Genomic DNA, 12,355 nt, shown 5'->3' on the forward strand with positions numbered 1-12,355 from the left:
TAAACGGGCTAAAGCCCGTTCCTATTGATAAAGAAGAACCCCAAAACCCGGATCCCGAAACTCATAACTCATAATTAAAAAAACGCCACCAGAAAGACTCCCGGCGGCATTCACAAAAAACAAGTGTATAAAAAATATATATACTTCAGTTAATTTCTCCAAAACAGATTCCCATCATTCATGAGAGCCTTTATTTCAGACATTCTGGAAACAGCCTCTGCAGAACATGAAGTATCTGTCAGTATAATGGCCGCTTCATCCCCCGCTTTTGGCCACTGCTGATTTCCTTTTTCATCTAGAGGAATAATATTTTGAACAGCAAACTGTAAAGTTCTTGACAAGGCATATTCTGTAGCATAACCATACAGTTCAGCAATCAGATTGGCTTTCTGCAGCATACTTCCGGATCCAAACGTACTCCAGTAATCCTGTACATTGTCATTTCCGATCAGTACATTGACCCCATATTTTTTCAAGATTGGAATGGGCATTACTTTTCCTTTAAAAGGTACAGAAGAAGCAATTCCCACCTTTCCTTCAGCCAGTCTTTCTGCTATCTGCTCCGTTTCTTTAGGCGAAAGATGAGCTAAAGCAAATGCATGACTTATAAATGTTTTCCCTTGAAGCTCAGGATTTTCTATCGCTTTATCAATAAGGTAATTGATCGTTTTCATTCCGGACTCTTCTGTTTCGTGCAAATGGATATCAATTCCTTTATGGTAATCCAAAGCCAGTTGAACAGTAAAATCCATCACTTTTTCAATGCTGCCGTCAATACTTAATGGATCCAGTCCTCCAATAAATTCTATACTCTTAAGTTGTGCTGCTTCTTTCATCAAAGGCGCAGATTCAGTATAATAAACACCATGCTGCGGGAAGGCAACCAGTTCAGCTTTGAAGGAATCTTTTTTATTTTCAAGAGCCTGCTCAAGATGTTCAAGGGATTTTAATCCTGAAGTAGGATCAATATTGAAATGAGTTCTCACAAAATGAGTCCCGTAATGCTGCAAGAGGCTGATCAGCTGTTCTGCCCTGCTTACCGAAGTTTTCAACAGTTCGGGAATAATTTCCTGCTCATAGGCAATCATATCTTTTACCGTTTTTCTTTTTGGAGAAAGAGCCTGCCATGGAAGCCCATATAATGTTTTATCCAAATGGATGTGCATATCCCTGAAAGCAGGAAGCATCAGATATCCTTTAGCATCGATCCCTTCAGAACGCGGATCATTGGCTTTTACCGTTTTTATTTTTCCAGCCTCAATTTCAATACTGAAAAGATCGGTTTTTGTTCCAATTACCTCTTCATTTTCATATTCAAAACCTGTTTCCAGGCGGACATTTTTCAGGGTATATTTTCCTTTCGCAGTTAATTGATAGGGAAATTGCATGATTTAAAATTTTAACAATACAAAGTTAACCCGGTCTGAGGGTAAAACCGGTGTATCAATTATGTCTTGTTTTGTACAGATTATTCCTTAAACTTGGAGGGAGTCATTCCCGTCTGAGCTTTAAAGAATTTAGAAAAACTGGCGTGATCATAAAATCCCAGATCATATACAATGTCTTTTACTGACATTTCGGAAACTTTTAAAAGTCTTTTTGCTTCCAGTAAAATACGGTCCTGGATAAGAGATGAGGCCGAAACATTAAGGCTTTTTTTACAGACAATATTCAGATAGTTGGCAGAAATATTCAGCTTGTCTGCATAAAAGGAAACGGATCTTTCTGTTTTGAAATGTTTGTCAATAAGATGCAGAAACTTTGAAATAATAGGATTGGAATGATAAACTTCAAAATCTTTAAAGGCTCCTTCCACAGATTTACTGACCAGCAAACCGATAATTTCGCTTCTTTTTTGAATGAGTTCCCAAAAAATTTTCTCCCCGCCCAACTCTTTCTGGATTTCCTGAAACTCATACAAAAATGTAGTAAAAACTTCTTTGGAAAGATTGATTACCGGGTGATTCTGATAATAAGATGCTGAAAACCGTAACGATGGCAGAAAGCTTTCAAACCAATCTCTGCTGATCATTAACTGATATCCTATGGTTTCTTTTTCAATCACCCACTGATGCACCTGGTCAGGAAAAACAAGATGGATCTGGTGATTTTCAATTTGATATTCCGCAAAATCTATGGTATGTGAGCCTACTCCGTGCTCAAAAAGGTTAATAATAAAAAAGTCATGCTTGTGGGGTTCATCAATAGAACGCGCCCCATAAAGTTCATTAAATAACAGATTACAGCCCTTCAGCTGATTCTCGCTGAATTCCTGAATTCCTAAAACCGGAAAATGATCTGTATGGTAACCCACTCTGCCTGATTTTCTCCTAAAATTACTAAAAATTGTGAGAGAAAACTAAAAATAACCACAAAAGGATAAAAGCATTACCTTCACTCTTACATTAGTTTCAGTCCGCATTCACTTCTATACCTTTTGTGGTCAAAAAAAACACAACTAGATTATATTTATATCTTTATTTAATCAATTCTTATTTGAATTAAAAAACAACATTTCCATCATGTACCAATGATTCCACCTCTGAAATTCTTGATACCGCTTCTGCTGAACAGCTGGCATTGATCAGTACAAAATCTGCTTTATCTCCGGCTTTAGGCCACTGTTGGTTTCCTTTATCATCCAGCGGAAGGATATTTCCTGTTGCCAGCTTTAAACTTCTTGATAATAAGAATTCTGTTGAATATCCATACAATTGGGCCATTAAGTTGGCTTTCTGAAGGACACTTCCTGTTCCGAAAGTATTCCAGTGATCCACAATGCTGTCATTCCCTGTAAGAACAGTGACATTATGTTTGTAAAGTGTTGGTATTGGCATGATCAGTCTTCCGAAGGGAATTGTAGAGACAATTCCGATTTGGGCATCGGCTAATTTTTCAGCAATTTCTTCCTGTTTTACGGTTTCTAATTTCCCAAGAACAAAACAATGGCTTAAATAGGTTTTCCCTTTCAGAGAAGGATTTTCATTTACTTTTTTAATCAGATATTCTACCGTTTTCAATCCGGAATCTCCGGTTTCATGCAGGTGAATATCAATTCCTTTTTTATGATCTGTAGCAAGCTGAACGGTAAAATCAACGACTTTTTCAATATCTCCATCAATGTTGAACGGATCTACCCCACCGATAAAATCGATATCCATTTTTGCTGCTTCTGTCAGATAAGGCGCTGAATCTGTATAGAAAACACCATGCTGTGGAAATGCTACCAGCTCTGCTCCAAAACTTTTCTTTTTATTGTCTAAAGCTTTCTGCAGATTTTTTAATGACTGAAGTTTGGAAGTAGGCTCAATATTTACATGGCTTCTTGCGAAGGAAGTTCCTTTCGACTGCAACAATTCAATTAGTTTTTCAGCCTTGAAAGTGGAATTTTTAAGCATCTCCGGAAGCATTTTCTGCTCCAGTTCGATCATTCCTTTCACTCCACCATTCCTTTTTCTAACGGCCTGCCACTGATCTCCGTAAAAAGTTTTATCAAGGTGAATATGCATATCCTTAAATGCAGGAAGCATTAACAATCCTTTTGCATCTATAGCTTTAGCATGAGGCTGATTCGGGGAGATCTTTATAATTTTCCCGTTGTCAACTTCTATATAAAACAGATCTGTCCTGGTAGAAACCACTTCCTCATCCTGGTACTCAAAACCTGTTTCCAGACGGACATTTTTAATGCTCATTTTTCCTTTTGCTGAAATACTATTTTCATCAAAAAAAGGTGATGCAGCCATGATATTAGGCATTAAAGTCAATCCCGCTGCAGCCAATGCTGAATTCCGAATAAAATCTTTACGGGAGATCGTATGGTCCGAGGTCTTCATTTCCAATCTGTTTATGACAAAATTAAAAAGAAGAACTCTTAACAAAGTGTATGGTTTATTACAAAATCTGTATGATTTATGCTTTGTGATGATTACTTGCTAAATGTTAAGTTTATCTTTCTGCACTACAACAAAGTGTATCCCGCAACGCTTGTCATTCCGTAAGAATCCAGGTTATACTGTTTACGTTGATGAGACTCCTGCGGAGTGAACAAACTATCTGTGTATTTTTAGATGTAATACTATCACTTATGATGAACGGAAAGTATTACCGGCACCTTATCATTCCGTAGGAATCCAGGTTATACTGCTTTACGCTGCTGAGACTCCTGCGGAGTGACAAACTATGTGGGTATTTTTTAGATGTAATACTATTACTTATGATAAACGGAAATATTACCAGCACCCTTGTCATTCCGTAGGAATCCAGATTATACTGCAGACTTTCCAATTCAAATCATTCTGCATAAAAAAACCGGATGTAAAATCCGGTTTCATGTATATTTACTTATTGGAATATTCAAATTTTCTTACAGCTTCAAGGGTCATATCAATTTCTTTATCCTTGATGGCATCACTGATGAAGTATGTTTCATAGCCGCTTGGCGGAAGATATACTCCATTCTGAAGCATTTGGTGAAAGAAGTTATTGAACAATGAATGATTGGCTTCCTGAGCCTCATCAAAGTTGGAAACACTTTTAATATGGAAGAAAACAGACATCATAGAACCTTTTCTGTTGATTCTGTGAGCAATCCCTTTTTCATTCAGAATTTTTCCGATCTCGAAATCCAGTGTTTCGGTTGTCTTTTCTAATCTGTTGAAAAATTCAGGATCATTTTTAATGAGCTGCAGCGTTTTTAATCCGGCTCTCATGGCCAAAGGGTTTCCACTTAATGTCCCAGCCTGGTAAACACCACCTTTGGGTGCCAGGTGATCCATAATTTCGTTTCTTCCTGCAAAAGCACCTACCGGAAGTCCCCCACCGATTACCTTTCCATACGTTACCAGGTCTGCTTTTACATTGAAAAGCTCCTGAGCTCCTCCGAATGCTAATCTGAAACCGGTCATTACTTCGTCAAAGATTAATAAAGCTCCGTTTTCATCACAGATCTTTCTCAACTTTTGTAAGAAATCATTTTCTGGCAATACGCAGCCCATATTTCCTGCAACTGGTTCTATAATTACCGCTGCAATTTCTCCCTGATTGTGACGGAATAAATCCTCAACCTGTTCAAAATCATTATAACGGGCCAGTAATGTATCTTTAGCGGTTCCTGCTGTTACTCCAGGAGAATTCGGATTTCCAAATGTAGCGGCTCCACTTCCTGCTTTGATCAGGAATGAGTCTGAATGTCCGTGATAACAGCCTTCAAATTTTACAATCTTATCCCTTCCCGTATATCCTCTTGCCAGTCTGATGGCACTCATACATGCTTCTGTTCCTGAAGAAACCATTCTGATCTGATCGATATTCGGGACATTTTCAATGATGAATTTTGCAATTTCTGTTTCCAGTTCGGTAGGCGCACCAAAAGAAAATCCTTTCTCTGCCTGTATCTTCAGTTCTTCCAGTACTTCAGGATGGGTATGTCCTAAAATAGCCGGCCCCCATGAGTTGATATAATCAATATATGTATTGTCATCTGCATCAGTAAGGTAAGCTCCCTTTGCTGATTTCATAAAAACTGGCACTCCTCCTACGGATTTGAATGCTCTTACCGGAGAGTTGACTCCTCCCGGAATGTATTTGTAGGCTTCATCAAACAAAGCCGAACTTCTTTGATACTTCATTTTCTTTTATTTTTTTATTTAACCCTCAAAATAAAGGGTTCCATCTTCTCCTGCATAGTTCTTCTGCCCATCAATCACTGTGTAATATATCTGAAAAGGACCGCCATTCTTCCAGAGTGTAACGGCCGGTTCAAATTTTCCATACAAAACCTTATTATTGGGAAGAAGCGTTTTAAAAATCACATTATTTTTATTATTCGGATCTGGTTCTGAAAGAACAACTAAATGGCTGTCATCAATCAGATTGATCGTTGTATATCGTATTGGATAAATCTCACGAAAGTATTCGTCTACCAATCCAAACAATTCTGAATGGTTGGTAGTAAGAATATAAGGTTTTCCCTTATAAAACTGCCATCCAACATATGCTATTTCGCGTGTATTGATAAATATCTTTTTAAGTTTAGGAATATAAATCCCAATATAAGTATCCCCTTCTGTTATTTCAATAAAATCGCTCTTGTAATTCAGCTGATACCCGTCATGATCATACGGACCCAATACATTCAGATCGTCATCATCAAGATCATCCCTGCTTAATGTCAATTTTGCATTATTTCTGTCAAGCGGATTATAATTTTCCCAGCCACTGTCTCTTACAGGATAACTTTCTTGCTTAATATATCTGTCAAGACGCATTTTTGTTTTAATGGAATAGTAATAATAATCCAATCCATCAAACACCAGATATTTACCTCCTTCTACAGATATAGGTATATTGGAAATAAATGGCATGATCATAACAGCATTTCGATCCACGATTCCAAATCGTCCATTTTGTTCCGCATGAAACCCTCCTATAGATTCGTCATAACTGCTTATGCTGCTATATTGTGGTTGTATAACTATAAATTTATTAATATCGCAAAGTCCCCATAATTTTCCTTTTCTGTAAGGAATATAATTTTGCTCCTGAGAAAACATTGTACACGACATAAATATCAGAAATATCAACAAATATTTAGTTTTGATATTTAAGATTCTCATTGTTTTGGGGTTATTATTAGTTTCGTGGTTTTTTATCTATTAAATAAATAAGCTGTCCTGCGGATGGCTGCTGTCCTTCATCCATTCTGTTTTTAGCATACAATTTATTTAATTTGATTCCGAATTTCTGGGCGATATCATGCATATCTTCTCCGTATTCGGCTTTATAAGTAGCTGTATTTCCTGTAGAATTTTTAGATTCAAGGAAAATGATGTCATTTTTCTTCAAGGTTTCACTTTCCAGTTCATTCCATTTCATCAGTCTGCTTTCGCTGACCTTGAATTTGTTAGCAATGAATTTCACATCGGTATCTTCAGGAATAATGATATATTTCAGGCCGTCATTGGGATGACTTTTGATCAGAATGGAATTCAGAATTTCCGCTTTTGTTTTGATTCTTTCCACTCTTTTCTGCTGTTGTGCATAAGAAGTCTGTTTATAAGGAACTTCTACAGTAACCGGATCTTTAACTTTTCTGGTTGCTTTTGAGGGCTCCAGCTGAGCCATGAATGTTCTGTCATCTTTAAGATCAGGATACATTTTCAACACAGCGTACAATACTTCATTGGAATTGGTATTGTCGTATTCGTATAATTTATACTTTTCAATTTTTGTGATAAGAATGGAAGCATAGCGGGGATTGGTAGCATAACCTGCTTTTTTCAAACCGTAAGCCCATGCTCTGTAATCTTTCATATCCAGTTTGAAAAGATTAGCATAATATTTTCTGGTGGATAAAAATATGGAATGGTCCTCATAAGACTGTCTTGGATCTTCATACACACGGAAGCATTCGTTGGGGGCATCATCGGTATGTTTCATCGTTTTACCGGTCCAGTCTTCTTTACATTTTATACCGAAGTGATTTTTACCTTCCAGTGCCAGCCTGCTCTGCCCGCCCCCTGTTTCCAGTAATCCCTGGGCAAGGGTAATAGAAGCCGGAATTTTATATTTTTCCATTTCTTCTACGGCATATTTAGCAAACTTCTGAATATACTGATCTTCGGTTGCCCAAGTCTGGGCTGAAAATTTTGATAAAACTAAAAGGCTTATGGATAGGAAAAGTCTTTTCATCTTATATTTTTTATTGTTTTAAAATGAAAGATGGAACACTAAGTGTTTCACGTTTTTCAATTTTACTTATATAATTAAATTTCTATTCTGTTTTTCCAACAGTAAATTAGCACCCTCAATTCCCTGCAATCCGCCAGTGTGAAAGCACAAGATTTTACTGTTTTCAGGAAAATACCCTTCTTCGATCAAATCAAAAATCTTCTCCATCATCTTTCCTGTATAAACCGGTTCCAAAGGAATACCGTACCTTTCTTTGAAATCATTGATAAAACGGACGTTTCCGTCATTTATTTTACCATAACCTCCAAAACATGAATCTATTAGATCAAAATTATGCTTTAAAGTTAATTCAAAAATTTTATTCTCCAGTGAAGCATCGTCAACTGCTTTAAATCCTATAACTTTCTGATTATCTTCACAAAATTTTGAAATTCCTGCAATGGTTCCTCCGGTTCCGACTGCGGTGCAAAGATAGTCAAAATCTTTTGTTTGTTCGTTGAGCATCATTTTCACTCCTTCTACAGCCTCTTTATTGGTTCCTCCTTCAGGAACTATCAAAGCTTCAGGGAACTCCTGCTGAAGGAATTCTGTCAGTTTTTCTTTGTGACGGTATTCTTCACGGGTGACAAATTTCAGGTTCATCCCATTTCTTTTTGCAAAAAGCAAGGTTGGATTATCACGCCATTTATGCTGCAGTTCTTCTCCCCTGATAATCCCCAATGTTGGAATACCTGCCAGGCTTCCTACTGCTGAAACCGCAGCGATATGATTGGAAAAAGCTCCTCCAAAAGTAATAATATAAGGGTTTCCGTGATTTTTTTCGAGATAGTTATTAACATTGTAAAACAGCTTCCAGTATTTGTTACCTGAAATCAGCGGATGAATCTGATCTTCCCTTTTAATAAAAAGTTTGATATTTTTCTCAATGGGAATCTCCTGAATGGGAACAGGCTCTATGGGAAGTTTTAATAGCATTTCAGTTTTACAACTCAAGGTTTATTCTTTACAAAAGTAGGAAAAGATTTATTGTTGTGTGAGTTTTCTTTTTTTCCTACAGATAACGCAGATTGACACAGATGATCGTGTTAAATATGTACGAATTTTGTATAATTAAGATAGGGATTATTTAATTTAAGTTTTGGCTAAAGCCGGATGAATTTAGATTGTTTTGATAAACGGGCTAAAGCCAGCTCCTATTGAATATTGTGATCGTTAACCGAAATCCCAGCCCAGATTCCCAAACCTTGATCCAAACCTTGAATCCCGAAAACACACAACTCATCATTTATAATTTATAATTTCAAAGGTATTTCCTGAAGTTCCAGAATTTTCTTTTTCTGAGATAATTCAGGTTGTTTTCATTCGCGTAAGCTTCTCTTTCAAAAGAGATTCTTCTGTAAGCCAGGTAACCATCTTTGAGTTTGAAGAACCAATAATAGTATTCGATAACATAAAAGATGTAAAAGAAAATGATGAGCATTTCCAATTGTTGCCGCAAATGGATTTTTTCGTGATTGATCAATACATTATTTTCCTTATCTTCGGGTTTCCTAATAAAGATAAAGGGAAAGAGAGCAATGCCATTAATTTTTAATCTTTTTAAAGGCTTTTGGCATACAATTATCATAGTAACAAATATAAAAAGTTTTTTGACTAGCATTTAACTTATGGCCCATTATGACATCAAAGAGGGTGAAGACTTCTACTATAATGAACAGGGGTACAAGGTTTTTACAGAAAAATTCCATCTGAAAAGAGGTTATTGCTGTAAAAGCGGCTGCAGACACTGTCCTTACGGGTACGATAAAAAGACTGATACATTCATTAAAAGTGATAAAAAAAATAAATAAAATGAAAAAATATATTTTTATTTTGTTGGCATCTGCTACTTTAGGCTTGACTTCTTGTAGCCCTTTTCAGGTACGCTCAGACTATGCTGAAACAGCCAATTTCAATTCTTACAAAACCTATAAGATAAGAATTGATGATCTAAAACTGAATGATATTGATAAAGACAGAGTGCTGAATGAGCTATCGAGACAGCTTCAGAGCAGAGGGCTCCAGTCCGGAGAAAACCCTGATCTTATTATCAACGTAAAGGCAAATCATAAAAAGATTACTGATATCAATTCTTCTTCACCTTACGGAATGTGGGGATGGGGCGGACCATTCGGATGGGGTGTTGGCATGAACAGAACGTGGACAACAAACTATAACGAAGGGGCACTGATTGTCGATTTAATTGATGCAAAAACCAACAAATTGGTTTGGCAGGGTATCGGAAGCGGAATTTCTGTAGATTCTCCAAAAGCAAAACAGAGACAGATTCCTGAAATCATGGCTGAGATTATGAAAAATTATCCGCCGCAAAGAAAATAAAATAAGTCATCCATTATATCTGCCGGTACATTTTGTGCCGGTTTTTTTATGTCTTATAAAATTATACTTATTTAAATAATGCATTTGATGATCCTTTCATCATAGATCATGCTGATTTGAACGGATGTTTTTTGATTTTTTATGAGTGAAATATTAAATTTTGGCTAAGGCCAGTGAAACAAGCTTTATTATAAATCAGGCTAAAGTCCGGGTCTGTTGAATTTGTAAGATATTGAAATATACAATCTAACTCTAAAATCCGAGTCTCCGATCTCAAAATTCCGGATCCAGGAACTCTCACGACATTACATGCAATACATTTAAAATTAACGATTCTGTAATTTTTTATTCACAAAAATGTGGTATTCTTGCTGAAACTTATATTGATATGAAAAAAATCATCTTATTTTCTGTATTTGCGGGACTTGCACAGGCTCAGGCCCCTGCCGGATACTACAATTCTGCCAACGGACTGAGTGGGGCTGCCTTAAAAACTGCATTAAGCAGTATTATCACTAACGGACACCAGGACAAAGGCTATAACGGTTTATGGACAGCCTATAAAACCACTGATATTGACAAGGACTACGAAAACGATGGGTCCATTCTTGATATCTATTCTGAAAAACCTTCAGGAACTGATCCTTATAAATATACTCCGGGAACTGACCAATGCGGTACTTATTCTACAGAAGGTAACTGTTACAACAGAGAGCATGTAATTCCTCAAAGTCTTTTTAACCAGGCATCTCCAATGGTTGCGGACATTCATTTCATCAGAGCTACAGATGGAAAAGTAAATGGCATGAGAAGCAATTATCCTTATGGAAAAGTTGGGAGTGCTTCTTTTACCTCAATGAACGGATCAAAGCTTGGAACATCCGCTTCGTCGGGATATTCAGGGACGGTTTTTGAGCCGATTGATGAGTTTAAAGGCGATGTCGCACGTATGATTTTCTATTTTGTAACCCGTTATCAAAGCAAGCTTTCCGGTTTTTCGTCAGGAGACATGCTGGGCAGTTCTGCATTCCCCGGACTGCAGACCTGGGAACTTAATGTTCTCTTAGCGTGGCACAATCAGGATCCTGTTTCACAGGCTGAGATCAAAAGAAACAACGCTTCTTATACTTACCAGGGAAACAGAAATCCATTTATTGATAATCCTAATTATGTAAATCTTATCTGGGGATCCCAACAGCCTTCAGGTGACACACAGGCGCCCACTACAGTAACAGGTGTAAATATTTCAGGAAAGACTTCCACCAGCATTTCTCTGGCATGGAGTGCTTCTACAGATAACGTAGGGGTAACTGCCTATAATGTGTATATGAACGGAAACCTGCAAACCACAGTAAACTCCACTTCAACAACAATTTCAGGGCTTGCACCTTCTACAACTTACAGTTTTTATGTTGTAGCAAAAGATGCGGCTGGCAATTCATCATCAAACAGTTCAACGGTTTCTGGTACAACCAATGCAGGAAGCACTACTCCGACCAGCTGTGCCAATGAAAGCTTTGAGACAATTCCTGCAGCAAGTGCCACTTATTCGACCAGGTCATGGAGCAATGGAGGTATCTCCTGGACAGCAACAGATGCAAGAACGGATCAGACTCTTAATAATAAGGCTATTACAGTAAGAAACGGCTCTTTAACTTCCGGCAGTTCTGCCAATGGTATTGGCTCTTTAACAGTCACTACACAGCTTAAATTTACAGGAACTAACGGCACTTTTGATGTAAAAGTAAACGGAACAACCGTGGGAACTATTCCTTACAGTGCTTCCGTTGCCACTACAACCATCAGTAATATCAACATTTCCGGAAACGTAACAGTGAGTCTGGTTAACAATTCAACAAGTAACAGAGTGGCTATTGATGACCTTTCATGGACATGCTATTCCGGATCAAGTGCGAGGATGGTTCAAAATACGGCTACAGAAACGACTTCCGGCAGTTTTAAAATCTCTCCAAATCCAATTACCAATCAGGAAATTTTTGTAAAAGGAGATCTTCAGAAAGTAAAGAAAGCTGAAATTTATAATCTTCAGGGGAAAGTTCTTCAGACGATCGATCAGCCTTTCAAAAATGGAAATTCTATTAAAACCAGAAATCTCGGCCAGGGAATTTATATTCTGAAACTGGATCAGGTTACAATGCAGTTTCTCGTAAAATAATTCAAATATTAATTTCTATAAATAATGCCGGTCTAAAGAAGACCGGCATTTCTATTTTAAACTCCCACAGATTTTCCTGATTGAACAGAAGTTTTTTTTAATGTTTTA

At 37.2% G+C, this 12,355-nt stretch carries 11 protein-coding genes; 3 read left to right on the forward strand and 8 right to left on the reverse strand.

Annotated features, from left to right (window positions below; all coding sequences use genetic code 11):
* Positions 1 to 149: 149 nt before the first annotated feature.
* The 8 genes from AC3FI7_RS10395 to AC3FI7_RS10430 form a co-directional block, all read right to left on the reverse strand.
* Positions 150 to 1,388 carry an amidohydrolase gene (locus AC3FI7_RS10395; protein ID WP_343659335.1) on the reverse strand — a complete coding sequence of 413 codons (1,239 nt, stop codon included), beginning with the start codon at positions 1,386 to 1,388 and terminating at the stop codon, positions 150 to 152.
* Positions 1,389 to 1,468: 80 nt separating this feature from the next.
* Positions 1,469 to 2,314 (reverse strand): AraC family transcriptional regulator, encoded by an 846-nt coding sequence (locus AC3FI7_RS10400; protein WP_491461991.1) that lies wholly within the window; start codon positions 2,312 to 2,314, stop codon positions 1,469 to 1,471.
* Positions 2,315 to 2,501: 187 nt separating this feature from the next.
* Complete coding sequence (locus AC3FI7_RS10405; protein WP_491461992.1) at positions 2,502 to 3,836, reverse strand: amidohydrolase; 1,335 nt, start codon at positions 3,834 to 3,836, stop codon at positions 2,502 to 2,504.
* A gap of 504 nt (positions 3,837 to 4,340) precedes the next feature.
* Positions 4,341 to 5,630: a glutamate-1-semialdehyde 2,1-aminomutase gene (hemL, locus tag AC3FI7_RS10410; RefSeq protein WP_142723128.1), complete on the reverse strand. Its 1,290-nt coding sequence runs from the start codon at positions 5,628 to 5,630 to the stop codon at positions 4,341 to 4,343.
* An 18-nt stretch (positions 5,631 to 5,648) separates the two neighbouring features.
* On the reverse strand, positions 5,649 to 6,617 hold the full coding sequence (locus AC3FI7_RS10415; RefSeq protein ID WP_343659340.1) for a hypothetical protein: 969 nt from the start codon (positions 6,615 to 6,617) through the stop codon (positions 5,649 to 5,651).
* 16 nt (positions 6,618 to 6,633) lie between these two features.
* Positions 6,634 to 7,692, reverse strand: coding sequence for a glucosaminidase domain-containing protein (locus AC3FI7_RS10420; RefSeq protein ID WP_343659342.1), 1,059 nt, complete (start codon positions 7,690 to 7,692; stop codon positions 6,634 to 6,636).
* Between the two features lie 66 nt (positions 7,693 to 7,758).
* Positions 7,759 to 8,667 carry a 1-aminocyclopropane-1-carboxylate deaminase/D-cysteine desulfhydrase gene (locus tag AC3FI7_RS10425; protein WP_343659343.1) on the reverse strand — a complete coding sequence of 303 codons (909 nt, stop codon included), beginning with the start codon at positions 8,665 to 8,667 and terminating at the stop codon, positions 7,759 to 7,761.
* Between the two features lie 325 nt (positions 8,668 to 8,992).
* Positions 8,993 to 9,319: a hypothetical protein gene (locus tag AC3FI7_RS10430; RefSeq protein WP_142723125.1), complete on the reverse strand. Its 327-nt coding sequence runs from the start codon at positions 9,317 to 9,319 to the stop codon at positions 8,993 to 8,995.
* Between the two features lie 40 nt (positions 9,320 to 9,359).
* Here AC3FI7_RS10430 and AC3FI7_RS10435 point away from each other — a divergent pair, with 40 nt between their 5' ends.
* The 3 genes from AC3FI7_RS10435 to AC3FI7_RS10445 all read left to right on the forward strand — a co-directional run bounded on the left by AC3FI7_RS10435 (position 9,360) and on the right by AC3FI7_RS10445 (position 12,247).
* Positions 9,360 to 9,542, forward strand: coding sequence for a C1orf53 family protein (locus tag AC3FI7_RS10435; RefSeq protein WP_047434227.1), 183 nt, complete (start codon positions 9,360 to 9,362; stop codon positions 9,540 to 9,542).
* A 1-nt stretch (position 9,543) separates the two neighbouring features.
* Positions 9,544 to 10,071 carry a DUF4136 domain-containing protein gene (locus tag AC3FI7_RS10440; RefSeq protein ID WP_142723124.1) on the forward strand — a complete coding sequence of 176 codons (528 nt, stop codon included), beginning with the start codon at positions 9,544 to 9,546 and terminating at the stop codon, positions 10,069 to 10,071.
* Between the two features lie 388 nt (positions 10,072 to 10,459).
* Positions 10,460 to 12,247, forward strand: a complete 1,788-nt coding sequence (locus AC3FI7_RS10445) for an endonuclease (RefSeq protein WP_343659345.1) — start codon at positions 10,460 to 10,462, stop codon at positions 12,245 to 12,247.
* Positions 12,248 to 12,355: the final 108 nt, after the last annotated feature.

The organism is Chryseobacterium sp. TQ-BC-N36, assembly GCF_058382295.1.

Excerpts from the sequence above, each read along its gene's own strand:
- AC3FI7_RS10435 (WP_047434227.1), top strand. The coding sequence starts at position 9,360 with ATGGCCCATTATGACATCAAAGAGGGTGAAGACTTCTACTATAATGAA.
- AC3FI7_RS10430 (WP_142723125.1), bottom strand. The coding sequence starts at position 9,319 with ATGATAATTGTATGCCAAAAGCCTTTAAAAAGATTAAAAATTAATGGC.
- AC3FI7_RS10445 (WP_343659345.1), top strand. The coding sequence starts at position 10,460 with ATGAAAAAAATCATCTTATTTTCTGTATTTGCGGGACTTGCACAGGCT.
- AC3FI7_RS10395 (WP_343659335.1), bottom strand. The coding sequence starts at position 1,388 with ATGCAATTTCCCTATCAATTAACTGCGAAAGGAAAATATACCCTGAAA.
- hemL (WP_142723128.1), bottom strand. The coding sequence starts at position 5,630 with ATGAAGTATCAAAGAAGTTCGGCTTTGTTTGATGAAGCCTACAAATAC.
- AC3FI7_RS10440 (WP_142723124.1), top strand. The coding sequence starts at position 9,544 with ATGAAAAAATATATTTTTATTTTGTTGGCATCTGCTACTTTAGGCTTG.
- AC3FI7_RS10415 (WP_343659340.1), bottom strand. The coding sequence starts at position 6,617 with ATGAGAATCTTAAATATCAAAACTAAATATTTGTTGATATTTCTGATA.
- AC3FI7_RS10405 (WP_491461992.1), bottom strand. The coding sequence starts at position 3,836 with ATGAAGACCTCGGACCATACGATCTCCCGTAAAGATTTTATTCGGAAT.
- AC3FI7_RS10420 (WP_343659342.1), bottom strand. The coding sequence starts at position 7,692 with ATGAAAAGACTTTTCCTATCCATAAGCCTTTTAGTTTTATCAAAATTT.
- AC3FI7_RS10425 (WP_343659343.1), bottom strand. The coding sequence starts at position 8,667 with ATGCTATTAAAACTTCCCATAGAGCCTGTTCCCATTCAGGAGATTCCC.